Origin of the sequence: Paenibacillus sp. IHBB 3054 (assembly GCF_051594305.1) — a bacterium.
In the GTDB taxonomy this organism is placed as follows: Bacteria; Bacillota; Bacilli; order Paenibacillales; family Paenibacillaceae; genus Paenibacillus_AQ.
In genome coordinates this window covers 32,906-53,715 of the sequence record NZ_JBOFBG010000044.1, presented here as the reverse complement: position 1 = coordinate 53,715, position 20,810 = coordinate 32,906, and the positions used below count along the sequence as shown (strand labels likewise).

The 20,810-nt window shown below is 48.6% G+C and carries 28 protein-coding genes; 4 read left to right on the top strand and 24 right to left on the bottom strand.

Annotated features, from left to right (window positions below; genetic code table 11):
* Nucleotides 1–151: 151 nt before the first annotated feature.
* From ACQ76X_RS30635 to ACQ76X_RS30580, 12 genes are all read right to left on the bottom strand, one after another.
* Entirely contained in the window at nucleotides 152–1,018 is an 867-nt protein-coding gene (locus ACQ76X_RS30635; RefSeq protein WP_438497524.1) for an SDR family oxidoreductase, read from the bottom strand.
* Complete coding sequence (locus ACQ76X_RS30630) at nucleotides 1,015–1,524, bottom strand: hypothetical protein (RefSeq protein WP_438497523.1); 510 nt, start codon at nucleotides 1,522–1,524, stop codon at nucleotides 1,015–1,017. Before ACQ76X_RS30630 ends, ACQ76X_RS30635 begins: the two co-directional genes overlap by 4 nt.
* Nucleotides 1,525–1,632: 108 nt before the next feature.
* A complete protein-coding gene (locus ACQ76X_RS30625; RefSeq protein ID WP_438497522.1) occupies nucleotides 1,633–2,199 on the bottom strand; it encodes a MarR family winged helix-turn-helix transcriptional regulator in 567 nt (188 codons plus the stop codon).
* Between the two features lie 155 nt (nucleotides 2,200–2,354).
* Nucleotides 2,355–3,158, bottom strand: a complete 804-nt coding sequence (locus ACQ76X_RS30620) for an undecaprenyl-diphosphate phosphatase (protein WP_438497521.1) — start codon at nucleotides 3,156–3,158, stop codon at nucleotides 2,355–2,357.
* A gap of 317 nt (nucleotides 3,159–3,475) precedes the next feature.
* Complete coding sequence (locus tag ACQ76X_RS30615; protein WP_438497519.1) at nucleotides 3,476–3,949, bottom strand: flavodoxin domain-containing protein; 474 nt, start codon at nucleotides 3,947–3,949, stop codon at nucleotides 3,476–3,478.
* A 34-nt stretch (nucleotides 3,950–3,983) separates the two neighbouring features.
* Nucleotides 3,984–4,604, bottom strand: a complete 621-nt coding sequence (locus ACQ76X_RS30610) for a TetR/AcrR family transcriptional regulator (RefSeq protein ID WP_438497518.1) — start codon at nucleotides 4,602–4,604, stop codon at nucleotides 3,984–3,986.
* Between the two features lie 383 nt (nucleotides 4,605–4,987).
* Nucleotides 4,988–5,491 carry a hypothetical protein gene (locus ACQ76X_RS30605; RefSeq protein WP_438497517.1) on the bottom strand — a complete coding sequence of 168 codons (504 nt, stop codon included), beginning with the start codon at nucleotides 5,489–5,491 and terminating at the stop codon, nucleotides 4,988–4,990.
* Nucleotides 5,488–5,955 (bottom strand): putative immunity protein, encoded by a 468-nt coding sequence (locus tag ACQ76X_RS30600; RefSeq protein ID WP_438497516.1) that lies wholly within the window; start codon nucleotides 5,953–5,955, stop codon nucleotides 5,488–5,490. Before ACQ76X_RS30600 ends, ACQ76X_RS30605 begins: the two co-directional genes overlap by 4 nt.
* 246 nt (nucleotides 5,956–6,201) lie before the next feature.
* Complete coding sequence (locus tag ACQ76X_RS30595; RefSeq protein ID WP_438497515.1) at nucleotides 6,202–6,363, bottom strand: hypothetical protein; 162 nt, start codon at nucleotides 6,361–6,363, stop codon at nucleotides 6,202–6,204.
* Nucleotides 6,335–6,541, bottom strand: a complete 207-nt coding sequence (locus tag ACQ76X_RS30590) for a hypothetical protein (RefSeq protein WP_438497514.1) — start codon at nucleotides 6,539–6,541, stop codon at nucleotides 6,335–6,337. The genes ACQ76X_RS30595 and ACQ76X_RS30590 overlap by 29 nt, the downstream gene beginning before the upstream one ends.
* Nucleotides 6,541–6,879 (bottom strand): hypothetical protein, encoded by a 339-nt coding sequence (locus ACQ76X_RS30585; RefSeq protein ID WP_438497512.1) that lies wholly within the window; start codon nucleotides 6,877–6,879, stop codon nucleotides 6,541–6,543. Before ACQ76X_RS30585 ends, ACQ76X_RS30590 begins: the two co-directional genes overlap by 1 nt.
* 111 nt (nucleotides 6,880–6,990) lie before the next feature.
* Nucleotides 6,991–7,518 carry a GNAT family N-acetyltransferase gene (locus ACQ76X_RS30580; RefSeq protein WP_438497511.1) on the bottom strand — a complete coding sequence of 176 codons (528 nt, stop codon included), beginning with the start codon at nucleotides 7,516–7,518 and terminating at the stop codon, nucleotides 6,991–6,993.
* A 142-nt stretch (nucleotides 7,519–7,660) separates the two neighbouring features.
* On the opposite strand from ACQ76X_RS30580, the gene ACQ76X_RS30575 reads away from it, so the two are divergent.
* Together ACQ76X_RS30575 and ACQ76X_RS30570 are read left to right on the top strand one after the other, a co-directional pair.
* Nucleotides 7,661–8,704 (top strand): Gfo/Idh/MocA family oxidoreductase, encoded by a 1,044-nt coding sequence (locus ACQ76X_RS30575; protein WP_438497536.1) that lies wholly within the window; start codon nucleotides 7,661–7,663, stop codon nucleotides 8,702–8,704.
* Between the two features lie 26 nt (nucleotides 8,705–8,730).
* Nucleotides 8,731–9,030 (top strand): hypothetical protein, encoded by a 300-nt coding sequence (locus tag ACQ76X_RS30570; protein WP_438497510.1) that lies wholly within the window; start codon nucleotides 8,731–8,733, stop codon nucleotides 9,028–9,030.
* A 457-nt stretch (nucleotides 9,031–9,487) separates the two neighbouring features.
* Here ACQ76X_RS30570 and ACQ76X_RS30565 read toward each other — a convergent pair whose 3' ends face one another.
* The 4 genes from ACQ76X_RS30565 to ACQ76X_RS30550 all read right to left on the bottom strand — a co-directional run bounded on the left by ACQ76X_RS30565 (nucleotide 9,488) and on the right by ACQ76X_RS30550 (nucleotide 12,318).
* Complete coding sequence (locus ACQ76X_RS30565) at nucleotides 9,488–9,973, bottom strand: flavodoxin domain-containing protein (RefSeq protein WP_438497509.1); 486 nt, start codon at nucleotides 9,971–9,973, stop codon at nucleotides 9,488–9,490.
* Between the two features lie 38 nt (nucleotides 9,974–10,011).
* Entirely contained in the window at nucleotides 10,012–10,890 is an 879-nt protein-coding gene (locus ACQ76X_RS30560) for a hypothetical protein (protein WP_083675979.1), read from the bottom strand.
* On the bottom strand, nucleotides 10,880–11,572 hold the full coding sequence (locus tag ACQ76X_RS30555; protein ID WP_438497508.1) for a TetR/AcrR family transcriptional regulator: 693 nt from the start codon (nucleotides 11,570–11,572) through the stop codon (nucleotides 10,880–10,882). Before ACQ76X_RS30555 ends, ACQ76X_RS30560 begins: the two co-directional genes overlap by 11 nt.
* A gap of 452 nt (nucleotides 11,573–12,024) precedes the next feature.
* On the bottom strand, nucleotides 12,025–12,318 hold the full coding sequence (locus tag ACQ76X_RS30550; protein WP_438497507.1) for a hypothetical protein: 294 nt from the start codon (nucleotides 12,316–12,318) through the stop codon (nucleotides 12,025–12,027).
* Nucleotides 12,319–12,461: 143 nt separating this feature from the next.
* Here ACQ76X_RS30550 and xerS point away from each other — a divergent pair, with 143 nt between their 5' ends.
* Together xerS and ACQ76X_RS30540 are read left to right on the top strand one after the other, a co-directional pair.
* Complete coding sequence (xerS, locus tag ACQ76X_RS30545) at nucleotides 12,462–13,544, top strand: tyrosine recombinase XerS (protein WP_438497535.1); 1,083 nt, start codon at nucleotides 12,462–12,464, stop codon at nucleotides 13,542–13,544.
* A 105-nt stretch (nucleotides 13,545–13,649) separates the two neighbouring features.
* Nucleotides 13,650–14,522, top strand: a complete 873-nt coding sequence (locus ACQ76X_RS30540; RefSeq protein WP_438497506.1) for a pentapeptide repeat-containing protein — start codon at nucleotides 13,650–13,652, stop codon at nucleotides 14,520–14,522.
* A 133-nt stretch (nucleotides 14,523–14,655) separates the two neighbouring features.
* Here ACQ76X_RS30540 and mobB read toward each other — a convergent pair whose 3' ends face one another.
* From mobB to ACQ76X_RS30500, 8 genes are all read right to left on the bottom strand, one after another.
* The gene (gene mobB / locus ACQ76X_RS30535; protein ID WP_438497534.1) at nucleotides 14,656–15,369 is read right to left on the bottom strand and encodes a molybdopterin-guanine dinucleotide biosynthesis protein B; all 714 of its coding nucleotides are present in this window, start codon (nucleotides 15,367–15,369) and stop codon (nucleotides 14,656–14,658) included.
* Nucleotides 15,370–15,433: 64 nt separating this feature from the next.
* Nucleotides 15,434–16,714, bottom strand: coding sequence for a molybdopterin molybdotransferase MoeA (locus tag ACQ76X_RS30530; RefSeq protein ID WP_438497505.1), 1,281 nt, complete (start codon nucleotides 16,712–16,714; stop codon nucleotides 15,434–15,436).
* 223 nt (nucleotides 16,715–16,937) lie between these two features.
* Complete coding sequence (locus ACQ76X_RS30525; protein ID WP_076109570.1) at nucleotides 16,938–17,444, bottom strand: DUF4178 domain-containing protein; 507 nt, start codon at nucleotides 17,442–17,444, stop codon at nucleotides 16,938–16,940.
* A gap of 24 nt (nucleotides 17,445–17,468) precedes the next feature.
* Nucleotides 17,469–17,879 carry a DUF350 domain-containing protein gene (locus ACQ76X_RS30520; RefSeq protein ID WP_438497504.1) on the bottom strand — a complete coding sequence of 137 codons (411 nt, stop codon included), beginning with the start codon at nucleotides 17,877–17,879 and terminating at the stop codon, nucleotides 17,469–17,471.
* Nucleotides 17,880–18,006: 127 nt separating this feature from the next.
* Nucleotides 18,007–18,675 (bottom strand): PspA/IM30 family protein, encoded by a 669-nt coding sequence (locus ACQ76X_RS30515; RefSeq protein WP_038592818.1) that lies wholly within the window; start codon nucleotides 18,673–18,675, stop codon nucleotides 18,007–18,009.
* A 76-nt stretch (nucleotides 18,676–18,751) separates the two neighbouring features.
* Nucleotides 18,752–19,084 (bottom strand): hypothetical protein, encoded by a 333-nt coding sequence (locus ACQ76X_RS30510; RefSeq protein ID WP_340897972.1) that lies wholly within the window; start codon nucleotides 19,082–19,084, stop codon nucleotides 18,752–18,754.
* 88 nt (nucleotides 19,085–19,172) lie between these two features.
* Nucleotides 19,173–20,105 (bottom strand): dihydroorotate dehydrogenase, encoded by a 933-nt coding sequence (locus tag ACQ76X_RS30505; RefSeq protein ID WP_438497503.1) that lies wholly within the window; start codon nucleotides 20,103–20,105, stop codon nucleotides 19,173–19,175.
* Nucleotides 20,098–20,802: a dihydroorotate dehydrogenase electron transfer subunit gene (locus ACQ76X_RS30500; protein WP_076109567.1), complete on the bottom strand. Its 705-nt coding sequence runs from the start codon at nucleotides 20,800–20,802 to the stop codon at nucleotides 20,098–20,100. Before ACQ76X_RS30500 ends, ACQ76X_RS30505 begins: the two co-directional genes overlap by 8 nt.
* Between the last annotated feature and the right edge of the window lie 8 nt (nucleotides 20,803–20,810).

Below are 20,810 nucleotides of genomic sequence, written 5' to 3'. Positions count from 1 at the left end.
ATAAAAGAAACGGCGGCAGCCATGGACGAAATAAAGTCCTAGTCTGCCGCTATTTTTTTGCGCTAACGGATTCCTTTAGCTTAATGACCTGTCTGAGATCGGAATAAAATGCTGCCAACGACACAAATTTCAAAATAGGTGGACTCCGCCTCTACCGGAAATTTTCTACACGCTCATGCAGAAAGGCGTCAAGCGTGCGTGGTTCTCTGCCGAGCAAGCACTTCACAGTGTCATTTGGACTTTCTGGCACCACCGTAGACATAGTTTGAATTTCCACAACGTGGTTCGCGAGCCAAGGAGGCATATGCCCGTGCTCGATAAGATTACGGAGTAATACTTGGGGTTCCATGTTGATGTAACTTATCGGCCGATTAAGCAAGGCGGATAGTTGACTCGCGATCTGGGAATAACTGAAAACCTCCGAACCAGTAAGCGTATATATTCGGCCTGTTACCTCGCGGTTGGTTAGAACTTCTGCGGCAACATCTGCGATATCGCGACAGTCAATGAAGTTACACGGTGAATCGCCCATGGAGCCGAAAAATACATTTTGGGTTGTGATCGTTGGTGCAAGGCGCAATAAGTTTTGCATGAACGCATAAGGGCGCAACACGGTGTGTGTAAGACCCGATTCCCTCAGCGTTTTCTCGATTTCTTGATGCCAGCCCGCCACTGCCACTGGAGAGCTCTGCTCAAAGGCAGGGCTGGATATTTTTACGATGTGTTTGATTCCAGATTCAGCGGCAATCTGAATGATTGAAGTTTCCAATTCGATTTGTTTTGGACTGTTGGACATGGCAAGGAAGAGCTGGCTAGCACCTGTAAACGCGCGGCGCAGCGATTCGGGGTCAGAAGCATCCACCAATGCGACCTCGATAGTCGATCGGCCTTTTTCTCCGATCTGATCACGCAACTTCTCTGGCTCTCTGCTCAGCGCCCTGACAGGTACGCCAAGATCAACCAAACGTTCCAAAAGCGCACTGCCAATTGTACCTGTTGCTCCCATAATAACTATCATTGTTTTCTTCTCCTTTTGGATGAAAAATTAGTTGTGACAGCAAGACGCCACCGCCATGTCACTATCGTGCTTGCTATGAATCCAGACAACGGGAAATCGATCCAGACACGATCGGCCCAGGCCAAGTGATTGCTCGGAATCATAATTTCTAGTGAAACAGATGTCACCCATGCGGCGTATAAGCCAAACGAGGACCCGACCAATGCGAACACTCCTACCACAACCAAGTGAGGTGCAGCGATAACCCATCGCATTTGGCCCACCCGGCTGCTCAACAAAAGGCCAATCATCAAGGCCATCAAGGCCGATGCACCGCCGATTGTGGTCAATGCCCCAATTTGAAGTCCCCTATCGGCAGTAGCCAATCCCCCGATACCTGCCATGATGGCAGGAGCAGCATAGGCCATTACAACTTCACGCCATAGTACAAAAGTCTTTTTCTTGGAACCAACAGCCTTGATGCCGTAAACATCATCTGTCTGATTCGGGTATTTCATCTGGTTCATTTAGTTGCTCCTTTCTTCTTTGAAATAGTTCAACGTTTGCTTTCAGTGAGATATAATTAGGCGCCTAACTATATAAGAGTAAAAAAAGGCTAGCATCACTAGCCCATTCTACTCATTACTGATGTTTCCTTTTGGTTTCGAGCCTAGTTCGCCCGTAAGTGCTGAGATCCCTTGTGTAACTCGGCCTAGCAAGTCGAGAAATACGCTGCGCTCATCGATATTGAGTAAGCCCACCATTGCTTCCAGCCAAGCGAAATGCTCAGGAGCCATTTCACGGAGCTTCTTCGCTCCTTCTTCCGTCAAAATGACCGATCTCTGACGGCCATCGTCTGAGCTTAATCGCCGAGATACTAGGCCATCCCGTTCAAGAATGTCGATAAGACCAGTCACTGTAGCACGTGTAACGCCTAGATGCTCCGCTAATTGCGAAGGCAACTCTTCTCCTTCGTTGTCTTCAAGATCTGCCAATAAACGATATCGCCCTGTTGATAAACCGAATCTAGAGAAATGAATCTCCGAGGCATGCCCAAGCTTGGCTCCCGCTGCCATTAGCCTAGACGCGACGAGTATAGCCTGTGCGTCTATGTCTAGGTTATAGCGATCAATCTGACGCTTGGATTGTACAAGCGAGGGAATAGCGTCAATGTCATTTATTATTTTATTATTGTTGTTCATATATGTAGTATGGTCCCTAATTACTTTTGTGTCAACACAACTTCCAGATATGAAGAAAGGCGGGTCCTCAACAACCGAAGATTATACCAAATATAATGGAGTTATACAGTTGTATTTGGTTATGTTATCCTGCCCGTTAATCCAATCAACACTGGTTACAGTATGACGATTAAATAGAATAGTGCAGCTAAGACAAAACGGTATAGCGCAAACCATTCCAAGCGAAGTCGTTTAATCAGTTTGATGAACGTCACTACTGCAATCATTGCCACAATAAAGGATGTCGTAAAGCCAATTAACATTAGTAAGAAATCGTCAGAATTCAGCAAATCGCGGCTATCGTACAAATCCAACAAGCTTGCACCAAACATTACAGGCACGGAAATAAGGAATGTGAAATCTGCAGCGGCTTTTTGGCTAGTGCCAAGCAAAAGACCACCCGAAATCGTCGAACCCGATCTCGAAAATCCCGGCCACAAAGCCAAACACTGGAACAGGCCAATCCCGAAAGCCTGTTTATAATTAATCCCATCAATCGTATCAGCGGTTTCAGTTCTCCTACTCCTCGCTGCAATAATCATTAACACACCACCCACAACTAGACCGATCAAGACAGGGGTTGGGCCGAATAATTTGCTTTTTATTGTGTCCTTGAAGAGAAGATATAGGATTAATGCTGGTAACATAGCCAAAATCATATGAATTACATTTAATCCTTTACTTTTGGAAAAATCCATTCTAATCATATTAGCCCCAATCTTCAAATACCTTCTCCAATAAAGAATTAGAACTGCCATCACTGCACCCAACTGTATAACAATTTTAAATGTGATTGCCGCGTCTCCGTCAAAGCTAAGCAAATTGCCTGCTAAAATAAGATGTCCAGTAGACGATACCGGTAAAAATTCAGTTAAGCCCTCAATTATGCCGAGTATAATTGCTTTAATTACATCACTCATCAGTGGATAGCCCCCTTTCGAAAATAAGCTCATATAACAATTTCCAGTATAAGGGGGGGCATATCCAAATTCCCATCGCTTAACATAACAATATTCAATTTAGTATGACACAATTGTCACATTGCTCATTATTTTAGTCTTAAGCAACCTCTTTAACCAATAAATGGAATCAACCTATTAGGTGGCTGCCTTTACCTTCTGCCCAATTATCTTTATCTAATTCATATTCTCTATTGAATAAGTGATCATTAAACAAAGACGACTAGTTAACATAGTAATAATTATGTTAACTAGTCGTCTTCTTCTTCTTTTAAGAGTTAATTCATCGCATGAGCAAAGCTCGTTATCCTGTCCAATGCTAACCCTGTATTGCCTTTTTCTTTTCCTTTGGCGATCCGGAGGATTAATTTGTCCGTTGCAGACATTTTATCGGTATAAATCTCATCTCCGAATACTTCCTTCACAAGGGCCTTGCTGTACAATTCTTCAGGAAAAGCAACTCTGAGCTCTTGCTCCGCCTGCTCTCCCTTCAAACCTGCGCAAATGAACAGCCCGAGACGTTTGCTCTTTAACATCTCCTTATTATCTTGGGAGAATTGCGCCATTTCCTTGCGGATTTTCCCGTAATAGACGGAGCCGCCTAAAATAATATTGTCATACGCAGTAAGCGGTGGAACTTTGACGTACTTAAGATTGATCGCTTCCACTTCGCCCCGCAGCTGGGATTTCAAGAGATAGGCTGCCTTCTCCGTACACCCGTATTTAGTGGCATACAAAATCAATGTCTTCATTATACCCGCTCCTTGTCAGCTTTCAGAATGGGAATTATCCTGATGCTATCGCTAGCATCGCCTGCAAATGACGTGAAATGAGGGCTGCCTTCTGTTCCTCCGGGGGATTCTCTACAGTCAGTCTGATAATCAACCCGAAGGCTGCACTCCAAATGACTTGGGCAGTCAGCTCCAGTTCGCGCTCACTTTGTGACTCCAAGCCTTTGAACCTGCGGAGTGTTGCACACAGCATGCCGATTGCTTTCCGTTCCTGTGAAGCCCCCATGTGCAGCACCGCAGTATGCCTGAGGACTGCCGCAGAATCATTAAGCATTACATTGCGGTATTGTGTCTCCTCCTTTATAGCCATGCGAATAAATTGCGACAACGAGCGGCTCAACGCCTCCTCCGGTAATAATTCTTCACTGTTATGTGCCGTGGCAGCGTTCAGGTTCTGAAGCAGATTGCGGTACCCTTGCTCCAGCAATTGCCCGATGATATCCTCTTTCCCCTCAAAATAGTGATAAATGATCCCCGGTGAATACTCCATACGTTCGGCTATTTTGCGGATCGACAGCTTCTGTATTCCATTCTCGGCCACTAGTTGGCCTGCCGTTTCCAGAATCAGTGTCCGCATGGCTTCCCGTTCACGCTCTTGCCGGCCTTCTTTGCTCATGGTGACTCCCTTCAAACTACTACAATAATTCGATTTGTTAAACAAGGTAATGTTATTGAACAACGTTTAATACGCAACTCAAATATATATCTGTACAACTCGTGTTGTCAACATACATGAAGCGTTTGAATGGATCAGCAGCGGTGCATATAATAAAATAGCTATCTTTACACCGTCTACAAAACAACCGATGCAAAGCTAGCCCAAGTACTGCTCTATGAGTTAATCCGCTCCAATACACTGCATCAACCCCGTTATCAGCAAATTTACGCCGATTACGATTACACAAGCACTGGCATGATCTATAAAGTATAGATCACACCTCTTGCTCAAGCTATAGTGGATAATGATGCTTCAGACTAATCTCCTTATGAAATAGATGTTTAATTACCGTATCTCTTTTTCCAATCCTCAGACCATTCCTTAAAGGCTAGACCTGTCACTTCTTCAAGCGTCCTTCCGTCCAACGAATAGGCGCTGCCCATCAGCAACTCGCCTTCTTTAAGCGGGAACGAAGTCCCGCCAATCACTTCTCCATCGGCCATCAGGATGTTAACATTGGTGGTATCCGTCAGATATATTTTTTCGAGCGGATGATTAGATACGGTGAACTTATAAATGGTTATTTTTTTGCCTATATAATCATCGGGGGAAACGGCTTGAACCCCCCACATCTGCTGGTAAGGGGTCGATTCCGGGCTTCCATACAGCAGCTTTTTGGTCAACGTGTATTCAAAAGCCTCATCTTCTGTAGAGATGATCTTATAGCCTTGCGCCTTAACATAGTCATGTGCAGTTTGTTCATCCCTTGCAAGTTCTTTACTGCAGCCCATAAGAATCAGAAGCATAAAGCCGATCCATATGCCAAAATATCTGCGTGTTCTCATTTCTCCCCTCCACTCTTCAGATCAAGCAGGTGCTGGAGTTGCCACTCACGTTCTATGGCCGTGTTGCTATTTCTATCTGCGGGGTAAGAGCCGTAGGTTATAGCTTTGGCAGCATAGGTAGCTGCGTGAACGGCATGTCCGGCTACATGAGCGGAGGCTGCGGCCTGGCCTGCAGAACGGGCTGCGGCGCATGCAGCATCCCCTTCGGCCTCACGGGCCGCTGCATGGGCGGCAAAAGCGGCTTTACGTGCTTCACTCATCGTTAACTCACCGCGCACCCAGGCACGCCCGGCCTCAATAGCTTCCCGAAGACGTTTATCATCCGGGTGCCTCTCTTCAAAAAACGGGAGTACCCGCTCAGCGCAATCAACAGCCCATAAGACGAGTGTTTTGTGCTCAAATACACTTTGAAGTTCACCAATCGTTCTCCCCTTGTCGGTATCAATAAATTTCACGTTCCCCATTTTGGAACCTCCTTGAATGGATGTTAGGTTAACATAATATTATATATGTCAACTAACAGTTGAAGACTAAAGTATAGGAAGTTCGGAAATAGTCCATTCCATGTAGCTGGATTCTATCAAATCCACATTATATTCCGAGAAAAAAGACGCACCGGATTCTGACGGCACGTCTACATATACTCTATCATGGAGCCGTCATCTTATGCTGGCATGAGTCAGATAGGTTTGCCCCTTTTGCTTCCTGTGCTAGTCGATGTCTTCGATCTTCCATTCTCCCTGCTTGTTAGGCAGCAAAACAATCGTGAATCCCCGGTCGGCAATATTTCCTTCATCATCCATCAGGTAATAATCCACTTGAAAGCCGGCCCATTTCTCGTCTTTAAAGGGAATCCCCATCAAAGTCATCAACCGTCGCATTCCCAGTCCTGTAATTGCCCATATATTCCTTGTACCTAAGCAACCCCGCATCACTGTTTGTTAGACTCAGCTCGGCTTCTTCGGCAAAGAGAGAAATAAAGTTCTGCTCATCCGAAGTCCCCCAGGCCGTTACCCCACCGGCTTCAAAACGTTTCATCGTTTCCGGCATCAACACTCCAAGCGGCAAGGTCCGATGGGCGGAAAAATCAGCAGAAACTTCTTCCCCTTCAATGATGTAAGACCCCCACCGCCACTATATTCCGGAACGTCAGCCTGCATTAGTGCGATGGACCTGTCAGCAGGCTGATCTGTGGCTTGTACAATAGCCCTCTTGCCCTTTGCAGTTGCCGTTGGCAAGGGTTGAGAAGGTGAGGATACTCCGGGCTGAACCGCACCTTGCGCTGCATCAGGAGGCACATTCGCAAGCTTGTCATCATCATTGGTACAACCCGTAAATAACGCGGACGATAGCTCAATACAGGCGATCCACAATTTTTGTTTCGTCATGGCCATCTAACACCACCTCGATTACCAGACGCTGGAAAACAGCGAAAGTTGCGGTTTCAAACAGTATGAGATATACCGTTGTGGATGAAAACACTTAGAGTGAAGCGCAATTTATTTTTTAATCCTATTAATACTTAATGTACTGAAGTACTGACTTGGGTTACCTTGCTTTGGATTAAAGCGCTCTTTAAATTCTCCATGCGTATAACTGCCGATCACACGGTGCCAAAAGTTGCGGGCAGGCGTATTGGCGCGGATCTGCGACACCTTCCAGTCACCCGGAAACATATCAAACAACCGGTGGGCTGCCCATGTGCCTACACCGCTGCGGCGGTATTTCTGCATCACAAAAAATTCAGTCATGTAGTACTGCCCTTCCGGGTTGCGAAGCAAACGGTCCACCAGTGCGAATCCGGCAATATGGCCATCCACCGTAAACAAATAAGCGAACTTATTGTTGCCGCTGTTCCAGTAGGCTTCAAGTCCGGGATACTCCGGAAAGCCGCCATCACGGTCTACCTCAAGATCCAGGTAACGGGTAAAGTCATACAGATAGAATTGCATGAGTCTGCTGATCGTCTGCTTTTGCTCCTTGGGAACCAGTTCGATTCCAAGCTCCATTAGGTTCACCTCTGCCATTCACGTTTACTTCACATCATATAACTTTGTCACTTCTGGAGCAAGCCGCCTGCCTGTCATTCCCGGTGCTGCACACAACATGATAAGATAGATTAGACCGCAACACTCCAAACCTAAGCAAACTATGAAAAAGGTGATTGTTATCAGCATCCAAAAAAATAGCGACCGGAAAAATCTCGACCAGCGGCTGCATCTTATGCCATGGTTTGTACAGCAATTCATTGACTATAAACGGCCGGATCTGTCGCCTTCCACCTTACTGGAGTATATCCGCGATTATGAATCTTTTTTTGGGTGGCTGCGTGTGGAAGGACTGTCAACGGCAGGCAGCAATGCTGAAATCACTCTGCTTGATCTGGAAACACTCCATATGGACAGTATTGTCGGCTACCGGCTGCATTTAACTACCCGCGCTGAAGGAACGAACACCCGGGTCACAGTATCCCGCAAGCTGTCTGCTCTGCGCTCCCTCTTCCATTATCTGAGCCAGATTGCGGAGGATGAGGACTTTTATCCGCTGCTTAAGCGTAATATTATGGCCAAGGTGGAGATCAAACGGATTCATAAACCGAAGGATACGGCTGCCAAGCTGAAAGGCAAGATTCTGGAGGATGAGGAGCTGCTGGAGTTCGTAGACCGAGTGGTGGTCTTTGGACGCAATGAAGCCAAGCTGCTGAAGCTGAGGGAAGAGCTGGGGGTTGAGATTACGATGTCGATAGAAGACATTATGTCTGATCCCGGAATGGATGTAATAGATATCTGCCTGCCCTATGCGCTGCATAAGACTTACGCTGTGGAGGCGATGAGATGCGGCAAACATGTATTTTGCGAAACGCCGGTTGCCCTTGAGTCGGAAGATGTACAGGCTATGCTCCATGCTGAGCAGCAATACGGCCGCAGAATTCTCGTCAATCAATTCATCAAATTAGATTACGCCTATGAGTACTTGTATAAAGCGGTTCAGGAGGCTAGCTACGGCAAGCTGCTACATGTCACCTTGCGTCGGGAAACCGCTCCGCTATGGGGGGATTTGGGCCTCTCTATGATCGCAGCTAATCTGATGATTCATGATCTGGATTTCATAGCCTGGCTGCTGGATTCGCCTGCACCCTCTGCGGTCTGGGGTACCACAGGAGGTAATGAGGGTCAGGCACTGGTGCATGCTCCTTCCTTCAACCTGAGGTGAGCACACAGCTGATTGTTTCTTCGCAGATGCCTAGGGCTTATCCTTTTACAGTCGGTTACGAAGCTTATTTCGAGCAGGCGAAGCTGGTATTCCACGAGAGCAGTACTGCGGATGGTAATATCGAGGCCAGCCTAACCAGCTATACTTCCGAGGGCCAAGTGGATATTCCGCTAATCCCGAACAATCCCTATGAAAAAAGCTTGCGTCATGCTCTCCAGTGTCTGCAGAATGGAACAGATTCAACTCTTTCCTTACAACATGCGCTGAAATCCTTGGAGATGGCGTCCATGCTGACGGATCAGCTTACAGCTCTCATGCATACTTGAATGGAAGTACATCGCGATTGAATCCGTTGACTTTTGCCGCCCGTTATGTGATTTCATCCTTTTTCCTGGTGATTGTGATTAGGTAAAGATATGTGTTGTAGGTGGGCGAATGGGCTAGATGGAGCATTAGGTTTTGATTTTTCTATTGTGAATTTTTCATATAATGAATTTTTATAGTTAGGTGGAGAAAGAGGACTTATTCGTTGATGCCGACGGCTCGTGATTTATTTCTTTTAGACAAAACCGGAAGGTTGTTACCATAATTATTATTATGTTGACTTATGAGGGCTATTTAGAGGAATGGAATTCGTTACCTTCCCAAAATCAATACAGCGTCAGCACTTCAAGCAGAAACCTATACATCCTTATATTTGAACAGAATCATCTGTTCTTGCTGCCGCTCTTTTGCTCTTTCATCGCATCCGTATGATACTCCTTGCCATTGGCTTGCTTCCCCTCAACTCCGGGACATTGTAAGCACGAATTTGTCTAGCTTATCCACCGATAATCCAGTTCCAGCTTCGTGCCCCTTCCCCTTGACCATGCGCAGAATCCATCTGTCCAATTTTGATATTTTCTCCGGATCAATCTCATCACCCAGGATCTCCTTGGCGAGTGCCTTGTTGTACAAAACCTCAGAATAAGCTTGCTTCAGTTCCTCCTCCGCCTTCTCCCCTGTCATTCCTGCACAGACGAACAACCCCAGCCGCTTGTTTAACAGCTCCTGCTGATATTTGGACGTAAACAACGCCATTTCCTTGCGGATTTTGCCAAAGTAGATGGAGCTGCCCAGAATTACCGTGTCATATGAAGCCAGAGCCGGCACTTCGGCATATTTTAGATTCATAACCTCAGCCTCTCCAAGCCTGGATTTCAAAAGCATTGCGGCCTTCTCTGTACATCCATATTTACTGGCATACATAATCAATGTTCTATTCCTCATAATATCCGCCCCTATTCTATGGGTAATGAGTTTGAAGACTATCCCGGTTCCTGTACATTGCTCAATACAAGGTACAAACAAACAATAACACCCAAATGAAACGCAGGGAACGCTACCAACTCTACTGTAGATACACTTACTCCCGCCCTCAGCATCCCAATGATCATGGCTGTGATGGAGGTTAGGAGAGCAGCGGCTTTCACTATGACTACAGAAGCAAGCAGATAACCATAAGGCCGCCTGCGAATGAGCAGTACCCCGGTAATTGCCGTGAGCGGAACAACAATAGCTAAATCGAGTGCCTGAATCACTAATGTGCTGTAATGCTCCAACCCTACAGGGGCTGTCCCTTGCCGTAAAGAACTAGCAAGCCTGCCCAGCCATAACATCATAATCATAAACGCGGTAAACAGCAGGAAAACGCCGATGCTTGTGGCCGGTAAACTGTGTTTAAAATAACGTTCTACCTTCTCCCGCTCTAGGGACAACAGTGTCAGAATAAAAGCAAATAAGCTGGCTGAGAACAACATGACATAGATTAGAAACAGGTGATTGTACATAGACAGGAAGCTGTAAGACGCATAAGTATATGTAAAATATCCCAAAGCTCCAGCTAACAGCAAACGTCCTCTGACCCTCCCTTTGAAGCTCATAACCAGTGACACAACCAGCAAAGGAACCCCCAATACCAGCGTAACTCCATCCTGGGCTATAGCCTGCGCAGCAGCGGAAACTGAATCGTGTTTATATATCCCACTACCATATAATTCGACCTTGTCACCCCAGATAGAGGTAAAAGATTCAGACCTTCTTGCCGCCTCCGGGCCGTGACCTGACAGCAATCCGTACCCCGACGCAATTATCGCAAGGAGAATAATTAAACCCGTTAAAATGCCAACTGATCGTCTATATTCCATCGGCGTCTCCCCCTGGTCGAATAGTCAAGCAGAAACGGCTTTGCCGTCCTTTTAAAGGACGGAACCGTTCCAGCCCCCCCCGCATTAGAAGCATGGCCTCAACATGCCGCGCGATCAGGGCCTCCTTCTGCTCCTCCGGCACGGTCAGCCTCATGATCAGTCCAAATGCCGCGCTCCAGATCACCTGGGCGGTAAGCTCCATTTCCTCCTCTTTACGGGCATCGATCCCTTTGAATTGGCGAAGAATACTGCAGAGCATGCTGATCGCATTGCGCTCCAGTGCAGCCCCTTTATGCAGCACTGCCGTGTGGTTAAGCACAGCTGGTGAATCATTCAGCATCACATTCCGGTACTGGGATTCCTCCGCTGTTGTCACCCGAATGAACTGCGACAGCGACTGGCTTAGCTTCTCCTCAGCCGATTCTTCATTCTGCGAAGTGTGTAATCGGGCTGTTAGTCCATCAATCAACTCCCTGTACCCCTGCTGTAGAAGCTGCTCCACAATAGCCTCCTTTCCCTGAAAATAGTGATAAATGATTCCGGCGGAATAGTCCATCCGTTTAGCAATCTTGCGGATAGATAACTGCTTGATCCCCTTCTCGGCCACCAGCTCACCGGCTGTTGTCAGAATCAAATGACGCATCGCTTCGCGTTCCTGCTCTTGCCTTTGTTCTTTGCTCATGATTTCAAAATTCCTCCATTTGCGTTTAGATCAGTGAATTTAACACTGCAATGTTTTTAAACAGTGTTCAATATACATTATATGGCACTATACTGCTGCGGGATGTGATTATTTTGACATTCTTAAGGAATCTCATTTCCAAACTGTATAATTTCCTAACAGAAATAAAGCCTGAGATAGCCCCGGCGGGCATCCCAAGCTTTAGATTTATCATTCAGTTGCCGAATTAAGTTAACATAATTATTGAATAAAATTTGGAAACATTTTGCTCATTCGAAACGTCTAATCATCAGCTCTGGAACTCGCCTCCTGTATAGGACCCGATCACCCGGTGCCAGAAGTTACGCGCAGGTGTATTCGCACGGATCTGCGAGACCTTCCAATCGCCCGGGACATATCAAACAACCGGTGGGCTGCCCATGTGCCTACACCGCTGTGGCGGTATTTCTGCATCACAAAAATTCAGTCATGTAGTACTGCCCTTCCGGGTTGCGAAGCAGACGGTCCACCAGTGCGAATCCGGCAATATGCCCATCCACCGTAAACAAATAAGCGAATTTATTGTTGCCGCTGTTCCAGTAGGCTTCAAGCCCGGGATACGCCGGAAAGTCGCCATCACGGTCTACCTCAAGATCCAGGTAACGGGTAAAGTCATACAGATAGAATTGCATGAGTCTGCTGATCGTCTGCTTTTGCTCCTTGGGAACCAGTTCGATTCCAAGCTCCATTAGGTTCACCTCTGCCATTCACGTTTACTTCACATCATATAACTTTGTCACTTCTGGAGCAAGCCGCCTGCCTCTCATTCCCGGTACAGCACAAAACATGATAAGATAGATTAGACTGCAACACTCCAAACCTAAGCAAACTATGAAAAAAGGTGATTGTTATCAGCATCCAAAAGAACAGCGACCGGAAAAATCTCGACCAGAGGCTGCATCTTATGCCATGGTTTGTACAGCAATTCATTGACTATAAGCGTCCGGACCTGTCCCCTTCTACGCTACTGGAGTATATCCGTGATTACGAGTCCTTTTTCGGCTGGCTGCGCGGTGAAGGTCTGTCGGCAGCTTCCAGCAATGCTGAAATTACACTGCTTGATCTGGAAACACTCCATATGGATAGTATTGTCGGCTACCGGCTGCATTTAACTACCCGCGCCGAAGGAACGAACACCAGGGTGACGGTATCCCGCAAGCTGTCCGCTCTGCGCTCCCTCTTCCATTACCTGAGCCAGATTGCCGAAGATGAGAATTTCTACCCGCTGCTGAAGCGCAATATTATGGCCAAGGTGGAAATCAAACGCATTCATAAACCGAAGGATACCGCAGCCAAGCTAAAGGGGAAAATTCTCGAAGACGAGGAACTACTGGAATTTGTGGGCTACATCTATGAAGGTTATGGCCGGGACGTTGAGGCTAATAAGCAGGCATATTACTCCTTTCAGTTGAACCGGGAACGGGATGCCTGCATCGCCAGTCTGATCTTGAATTCCGGCTTGCGTGTATCCGAGGTGGTTAATCTCAACGTGGATGATCTGGATGTGAACAACAAGCTGCTTTATGTATACCGTAAGGGCAACAATGACGAGACCTTCAAGACACCTGTGTATTTCCGCGAACAGGCCAAGGATGATCTCTCGCTGTATCTAAGTCTCCGCCAGGCCCGCTACAAGACGCCAAAGAGGGAAAAGGCGTTGTTCATCGCATTGCCCAATGGCAGCCAGGAAGGGAAACGGATGACAAAACGGGCGATCCAAGAGATGATTATCAAATACGCCAAGCGTTTCGGGAAGCCGTATTTGACTGTGCACAAGCTGAGGCACTCTTTCGCCACTGACTATTATCTGCAAAATGATATCTACAAAACTAAGGAGCAGCTCGGACACGCTTCGACCGAAACTACCGAAGTCTATGCTCATCTTACGGACAAAACGATGTCCGAAGCGATTGAGCGGCGTGTGGAAAGCTGATGGCATCGCTGCTGCTCTGAAGGAAACATGTGAAGCTGCATTCGAGCGGAGTTTTGTTCTAACGCTGAAGAGTATTTAATTTTTATTATTGTAAGGAGCATACCCATGTCAGAGAATCACAATTACAGTTATTCACCATCCGGCCCGGCCGGAGCTTCCCTCTATTTGCAATCAGACTGCGAGAACTGTTTTGGCTTATGCTGTGCGGCGCTGCCCTTCGCGGCTTCGGTAGACTTCGCGATGAACAAGGATGCCGGTCAGCCCTGTCCCAATCTGCGAGCGGACTTCCGTTGCGGTATTCATACCGCTCTCAGAGACAAGGGCTTTCGGGGCTGCACGGTGTATGATTGCTTCGGGGCAGGCCAAAAGGTATCCCAAATCACCTACGGCGGCAAGGACTGGCGGCAGGCACCCAAAACATCATCACAGATATTCGAGGTATTCCCGGTAATGCGTCAGCTACATGAACTGCTGTGGTATCTCACCGAAGCACTCCATTTCCAGTCGGCCGCCCCGCTTCATAGTGCACTGTCAACCGCTCTGGAGAAGACCGAACAGCTCACGAACCTGAAGGCCGAGGCGCTGCTGGAGCTGGATGTTGCTGCACACCGTGGGGAAGTCAACGAGCTGCTCCTGCGTACCAGTGAAATTGTGCGTGATGCGGCCCGCCGGGAGCTGAAGTCGGTTCCCAAACGACAAGCAAAATATGGCCGCGGCGCGGATCTGATAGGAGCCAAACTGAAGGGTGCGGATCTGCGGTGCGTAAGCCTGCGGGGGGCCTATCTCATTGCTGCTGATCTCAGCGGAGCAAATCTGCAGGCTGCTGACCTCATTGGCGCAGATTTCCGGGATACTAACCTAAGCGGAGCGGATCTGACCGGCAGCCTGTTTCTTACACAGGCACAGCTTAATGCAGCCAAGGGCAATACCTTAACCAAGCTGCCTCCAGCGCTTGCCCGTCCTGGTCACTGGACGTAGGACCTTCAACAATAGCAGCCCCAGTATTCCGTTACCATGGAGGACTGGGGCTGCTGCTCCTTGCGACCTGATTTTGAAGAGACGGTTCAATGAAACGTGGACAGAATTTTTTGGATTTTCTATTGTGAATTTTTCATATGTTGAAATTTTGAAAATAAATTCGTTGCTGCCACAAAAAATCAGCAATTGCCGCACTGTCGTTGATGCTGAATTGCCGGATTCCCGGCTCAATCCGCACGTTGTCCTTCATTTCCTCCCAAAATGCGGCAGCGACCTTATTCTGCGCATTTTTCAGCAGGCTCAGGTCTTCTTCGTTATGAACCAGTACTATTTTAGGATAAGCTTCATGTTTGAAGCCCTCAACGAGCACATAATCATAGCTGGAAAAAGCTGAAATCAGCTCAGCCAAACTGCTGCTGCGTTCCTCGATCACCGATGTCTTTCTGCCGCTGGTGATGGCAATTGCGGATGCTCCGGCCTGCCGTTGCTGCCAGGTATCTGTCCCCGGATGATCCATATCATAGTCATGGGCATCATGTTTAATCACCGCCACAGTGCAGCCGTGCCGCTGCAGCAGCGGAATCAAGTCACAGATCAGCGTAGTTTTGCCGCTGTTTTTATAGCCGACAATCTGGCATACGGCAGGTGGACTCTTGCTGCCTCCACCAGTCGATTCCTCTTCTGTTCGAGGACTTCCCGCGCGATAACGGCTTGTCCTGCCTGAATTTCTGCTGCAGGTATGGCTGTTCTTGCCCTTTCCATTCCTGCCTCGTTCTAGCCATGAGTTGCCAATATTCAGCCGTGCAAAGTCATGATCCGTTTGACTTCTTTTCTTGCCCCGCTTCATCACGTTTCTGCTTCACCCCTGATCTCTAATTCCCGCACGCTCCCGCATTGCTGTCAGAGTCCATTCAGCCCTGAAGTTCTCCCGGCAGCTTTAGCACTCTTACCTTGGCGCCGGTGCTTAAGCCGCGCTCTTCCGGCGGAACGACAATCAGACAGTCGCTGTCCTTGATCGTTACCATGACCGAAGATTCGTCGATTGCTGCCGGATAGGCATACAAGCAGCCGTCACGGAATTCCAGCCTTGCGCGCACATAACGTGTATAATTGTTCACCTTCGAATAATCTGCGCCAAGCACAGCCGTCCATTCCGGCAAAAAAGGCAGCGTAGCCCCCTGCATCAGAGAAATGACCGGCCGCGCAAACAGATGAAAACCTACGAAGCAGGCTCCGGGATTGCCGGATAGTGCCAGCAGCAGCTTGCCTCCGCGAACAGCGGCTGTTGTGACGCTGCCCGGGCGCATCGTAACTTTATTAAATAGCATGTCGCCGCTGTTCTCCCGGACCAGATCACCCATAATATCGTAATCCCCCACCGATACCCCGCCCGTAGTGATCACCATGTCATAGCTATCCAGAGCCATTTGCACTTTGCTCCGGGCCAGCTCCAAGTCATCTATGATCGCACCCAGCATGACAGGCTCACCCCCGGTCTCCCGCACCAGCGCTTCCAGCATCGGTGAGTTGCTATTGCGGATTTTGCCGGGTTGAAGTGGCTCATCCACCTCCAAAAGCTCAGTACCCGTAGCGAAAATCCCGATCTTAGGCCGTCTAAGTACTTTGACGGTATGAACTCCAAGCGCTGCCAGCGCAGCGATCTCACCCGCAGCAATCTTCCCTCCTGCAGAAAGTACAAGCTCTCCTTCCTTCAGTTCAAAACCCTGCGGGGTGATATTGCGGCCAGCCTGCTGCGGCTTGCGGAGTCCGACAAAACTTTTGCCATCGGCTTCCCTGGTTTCCGTGATCTCCAGCATCACAACTGTATCCGCACCTTCAGGCACCTGCGCCCCTGTCATAATTCGTGCGGCGGTTCCGGACGTTATACTTACAGCAGGTACAGCTCCGCAAGGAATATCATCCACGACTTCCAGCCAGACCACGCGGTCCTGCCCGCAATCCTTGGTATCCCCGGCGATCAGCGCATACCCGTCCATCCCTGACCGGTTAAATGCCGGAAAAGGATGCGGCGCAATCACCGGCTCGGCCAAAAAACGCCCGCAGCTCTGATTCAGCAGTACTTCCTCACCATCCAGCAATTTTGCATATTCAATCACCCGGGCTTGCGCTTCTTTAACCTGGAGTGCTTTTCGATGAAATTTATGATCCGGCGTATCCTGTCTGCTATTCATAAGAACCCTCCGTCCATTGTCTCGTGTGGCATCATGTGCCTACTGTTTGCTGCTCCGGCACAGAACTATTTTAACATGAGACCCGGGAAAGTGATATTTGGATATGAGTGTCTGCTCACGGTACGTTCCGCATAGCTTTGTGAGACAAAGCAAAAAGGATACCCGCTATAGAAGCGAAGGTATCCTCTAATCCCCATTTGGGATGCAGAAAACAGGTGTTGAATTACGAAGCCCGGATCACTTTGACATCTCCCGGAATGACTTTTTCGCCCTCATAGAGCATAAACCGCCCGTTCTGCCATTCCACCCGCAGCAGCCGGTAATCATCGGACTGGTACTGCCAGACATGCTGCTCTCCGCCATTGGTATACGGCGTCTGTCCTGTTACCGCTGCGAACCCTTCGTATTCTTCCTCCAGGTGGAACGTGTAACCATCCAGCTCCAGCGTAGAAGGTACCTCGGCAGGATCATCCAGCCGCCCGTCAATCGGTTGATACAGACTGTACTGCAGCTGTTCACGCTCCTCGATATACAGATAGGAGATCTTGCTTCCGTCGCGGAGTGTCAAGACAACCGCATTGCGGCCGCTGGTTTTCGTCCGTCCCGTTACTTCATAAGTAACCAGTGACACTTCGCAAATATCCCCCGGGGAGAGATTCAGCATACTTTTTGGGGCAGCCGGTGCTTCTGTTTTGGAAAAAAGATTACCAATACGTTTCCATATACTCAAACTCCATCATTCCTCCTGTTATATTTAACCTTGTATATAAGCCGCAATAATTAATGCCCCTGTTACATGCAGCGAGCCAGCCAATAATCCATAACCGATTTTGCCCAGTTGGGTGCCATAATCAAGATTAAGCTTACCCCAGCGGCTCAACAGCAGGCGGACTGTCTTTTCAAGGAAAAACAAAAGAACAAAGGAAACTACGGAGACAATAAGTGCATCTCCCAGACCCTTTGAAGTGGAAATGGAAGCCGATAATATGTAGGCTTGTGCCAGCAGTTTCAGTACGAAACGCGTTGTGACCGCCATATTGCCTGCCTTCAGTTCCTCCAAATCATTATAACGGGTAAACAGCGAATCCACGAACATCAGTACACATAGAAGCACTGCGCCGCTCACCGTCCATACAACCATGGACACCAGAGTTTGGAAATCCATTGCTTTAGCCCCCGCTTATTCAGATTGCCTGCTCTATCCGACCACATAGAGAAGGCGAAGGAGAAACTGCTAGTTCCGTCTCCCCTTCGCCTGTGAACACCGGCTTTAGGACCGGTTAGTCCATATCCTATTGTTTGTCGTATTGCTTCATCAGCGCAGCCAGCTCATCTTCTACAGCTTGGTCCTTGCCCAGCTTCTCGAATTCATCGTCAAGCGATTTATTGCCCGAGCTCATCTCATTGCTGGCTTCTGCCTGAGCTTCAGCTTGCAGCATCTTTTCTTCCATGCGCTTCAGTCCGGCGGAAGCCGAGTCAGAGCTGAAACCGCTCATTGCCTTATTAATTTCAGTTTGCGCCTTGGCGGCATTGAAGCGGGCTACCAAAGTCTCACGTTTGTTCTTCATCTCGGTGAGCTGTTTGCGCATTTCCTCCAGTTTGGCACGCAGGTTGTCGGCCGAAGCTTTATTCTGATCGAAGCTTGTTTTGTACTCCACCAGCTTGACTTCAGCAGATTTCTTCTCTTCCAGCGCGCGGCGGGCCAGATCGGCATTGCCGGCTTGGGCTGCCGTATGCGCCTGCTGGTTGCGCTTGGCTACAAGTGCTTCCTGCTCTTCATACAGCTGTTTGAATTTCTTCTCGATGGCGATCTGGGCAGCTACCGCTTTCTCGGCATCCTCCAAATCCTCGGTCATGTCACGGATATATTGGTCCGTCATTTTGACCGGGTCTTCCGCCTTGTCAATAATCGCATTCACATTGGACATGGTCAAATCACGCAATCTTTTAAATATAGACATCGGTTCATTCCTCCAAAATAAAAGTTAATTGCTCATTTGGTATCTTTTACGCAGAGTGTCGAGAATCGTTTCAAATTTATTGCGTTAAATATTGATCCACCTTGCTGTTTACGATTTCTACAACTTTAGTGATGCCCTCTTTGCTCAAATCATCATAATGAATGCCCATAACCACCGTGACCGTCTTGCCCAGTGCAGCTGATACCTTGAGCGCGATGGCTTCACTGATTGTATGCTCTTTGTGATGGGGGACGGCAGAGGTGGATACGCTGATGTTATCACCATCAACATATGCGGTGCTTGCCGCACCGATATGGCGGACCCCTCCGGTAATGAGCAGCAGTAAATCACGGCCTACAGCTATTGCAGACAGTTCAATATCCTCTGGATGGAACTCATAAGCAACCAACCCGATCTCCCCTTCCCATTATATTAACCTTGAAGCATGAAGATATCTCAGGTCAGCGAAAAACAGTACGTGCAAAACTTGGGAGAGCTCACACAATACCGCGGATCTCGTCCAAGGAAGAGATGTTCTCTGCTAGCATGAACTGCTGCAGTTCCTCCACAAGCGTACTGCCTGCCCGCAGGTTCATGAAATTATAGGTTCCAACCTGGATAACCGTTGCTCCGGCCATAATAAATTCTATAATATCCGTTGCCGAGGTAATCCCGCCCATACCGATTACCGGAATAGACACCCGTTTGGCTACCTGATGCACCATACGCAGCGCCACCGGCTTGATCGCCGGACCGGATAGTCCGGCATACAGATTATTGAACACGCTGCGGCGGCGGCGGACATCGATCTTCATCCCTGAGATCGTGTTAATCAGCGAAACCGCATCTGCTCCCTCTTCCTGGCACATCTCAGCCATTTCGGCGATATCCTCGGCGTTCGGTGACAGCTTCACGGCGAGCGGAAGTTTCGTTGCTGCTCTGACCGCACGCACGACCTCCTGTGCAGCAGGAGTCTTGACACCGAAAGCGATGCCTCCTTCTTTTACATTGGGGCAGGAAATATTAAGCTCTATCATGTCCACCGCAGTTGTGCCGGCTAGACTCCGGGCTTCGGCATCCCGCTGGATCAGCTCGGCGCCGAGCACATAATCATGCAATGTATTGCCGCCAAGATTCACGATCCGTGCAGTGTCCAGTGTCTCCCAATATGGAAGTTCCTTGGCCAGAAACCCTTCCACTCCAGGGTTCTCCAGACCGACACTGTTCAGCATGCCGGAAGCCGTCTCATAGACGCGAACACCGGGGTTTCCGGCCTTGGCGTTAAGAGTAAGACCTTTACCGGAGATTCCTCCCAGCATGGACACATCATAAAGCTTGCCATACTCACGGCCGAAGCCAAAGGTGCCGGAGGCCATGACGATTGGATTCTTGAAATGTACGCCTGCTATATTTTCAGTTAAATTAATCATGGAAGAGCACCTCCTCCGCCAAAAAGACCGGCCCGTCCGCACATGCCTTGCGCTGCCCGTCACGGCAGGACACACTGCATACGAGACATGCGCCTATCCCGCAGGCCATCCGGTTCTCCAGTGAAAGATACACGCCCGTTTTTTTGCCGGCTGTGTCGGCTGCGAAGCCTTTTAATTGCGCTGCTTTCAGCATGGGATGCGGTCCACAGACAAAAATATGATCATAGCTGGTAAAATCAACACTGTCGAGAATCAGGCCGCCGACATTGACCGTCAGCTCCGCCGCCAATGGACGAAATGCTTCCGTACGGAAGGCTTCCCGGCTGAATCCCAAATAAATGTCACTGCCCGGAAGCTTCTGGGCACAGTAATAAAGCGGAGCAATGCCAATCCCCCCGCCTACCAGAGCAACCTTCCCCTTAACTTCGGGAAAGCCATTGCCAAACGGCCCTTCAAGATCAATGTTATCTCCGGGTGTCAGACCGGCAAAGATTTCAGTTCCTTCCCCGACCACATGATAGAGAAATTCGACACCGTCATCGTTTACTTGATGTATGCTAAGCGGTCTGGACAACAGCGGATAGGCTCCCCATGCCCGCAACATGTAGAATTGACCCATTTCACCGCCGTAATTCCCTTCAACCCGAAGGTGGTACACTCCATCAGCCAGCCGCTCGTTAGTTATAACTGTCGCCACGTTATCAA

Bases quoted from the DNA above. Each gene is read 5' to 3' on its own strand.
- ACQ76X_RS30515 (WP_038592818.1), bottom strand. From the start codon at position 18,675: ATGTCTATATTTAAAAGATTGCGTGATTTGACCATGTCCAATGTGAAT.
- ACQ76X_RS30590 (WP_438497514.1), bottom strand. From the start codon at position 6,541: ATGCCGGAAACGATGAAACGTTTTGAAGCCGGTGGGGTAACGGCCTGG.
- ACQ76X_RS30605 (WP_438497517.1), bottom strand. From the start codon at position 5,491: ATGAGAACACGCAGATATTTTGGCATATGGATCGGCTTTATGCTTCTG.
- ACQ76X_RS30635 (WP_438497524.1), bottom strand. From the start codon at position 1,018: ATGATAGTTATTATGGGAGCAACAGGTACAATTGGCAGTGCGCTTTTG.
- ACQ76X_RS30610 (WP_438497518.1), bottom strand. From the start codon at position 4,604: ATGAGCAAAGAAGGCCGGCAAGAGCGTGAACGGGAAGCCATGCGGACA.
- ACQ76X_RS30580 (WP_438497511.1), bottom strand. From the start codon at position 7,518: ATGGCAGAGGTGAACCTAATGGAGCTTGGAATCGAACTGGTTCCCAAG.
- mobB (WP_438497534.1), bottom strand. From the start codon at position 15,369: ATGAAGCGGGGCAAGAAAAGAAGTCAAACGGATCATGACTTTGCACGG.
- ACQ76X_RS30540 (WP_438497506.1), top strand. From the start codon at position 13,650: ATGTCAGAGAATCACAATTACAGTTATTCACCATCCGGCCCGGCCGGA.
- ACQ76X_RS30600 (WP_438497516.1), bottom strand. From the start codon at position 5,955: ATGGGGAACGTGAAATTTATTGATACCGACAAGGGGAGAACGATTGGT.
- ACQ76X_RS30620 (WP_438497521.1), bottom strand. From the start codon at position 3,158: ATGAGTGATGTAATTAAAGCAATTATACTCGGCATAATTGAGGGCTTA.
- ACQ76X_RS30565 (WP_438497509.1), bottom strand. From the start codon at position 9,973: ATGAGGAATAGAACATTGATTATGTATGCCAGTAAATATGGATGTACA.
- ACQ76X_RS30625 (WP_438497522.1), bottom strand. From the start codon at position 2,199: ATGAACAACAATAATAAAATAATAAATGACATTGACGCTATTCCCTCG.
- ACQ76X_RS30615 (WP_438497519.1), bottom strand. From the start codon at position 3,949: ATGAAGACATTGATTTTGTATGCCACTAAATACGGGTGTACGGAGAAG.
- ACQ76X_RS30630 (WP_438497523.1), bottom strand. From the start codon at position 1,524: ATGAACCAGATGAAATACCCGAATCAGACAGATGATGTTTACGGCATC.
- ACQ76X_RS30505 (WP_438497503.1), bottom strand. From the start codon at position 20,105: ATGATTAATTTAACTGAAAATATAGCAGGCGTACATTTCAAGAATCCA.
- ACQ76X_RS30555 (WP_438497508.1), bottom strand. From the start codon at position 11,572: ATGAGCAAAGAACAAAGGCAAGAGCAGGAACGCGAAGCGATGCGTCAT.
- ACQ76X_RS30560 (WP_083675979.1), bottom strand. From the start codon at position 10,890: ATGGAATATAGACGATCAGTTGGCATTTTAACGGGTTTAATTATTCTC.
- ACQ76X_RS30585 (WP_438497512.1), bottom strand. From the start codon at position 6,879: ATGACGAAACAAAAATTGTGGATCGCCTGTATTGAGCTATCGTCCGCG.
- ACQ76X_RS30550 (WP_438497507.1), bottom strand. From the start codon at position 12,318: ATGGCAGAGGTGAACCTAATGGAGCTTGGAATCGAACTGGTTCCCAAG.
- ACQ76X_RS30530 (WP_438497505.1), bottom strand. From the start codon at position 16,714: ATGAATAGCAGACAGGATACGCCGGATCATAAATTTCATCGAAAAGCA.
- ACQ76X_RS30520 (WP_438497504.1), bottom strand. From the start codon at position 17,879: ATGGATTTCCAAACTCTGGTGTCCATGGTTGTATGGACGGTGAGCGGC.
- ACQ76X_RS30570 (WP_438497510.1), top strand. From the start codon at position 8,731: ATGCCTAGGGCTTATCCTTTTACAGTCGGTTACGAAGCTTATTTCGAG.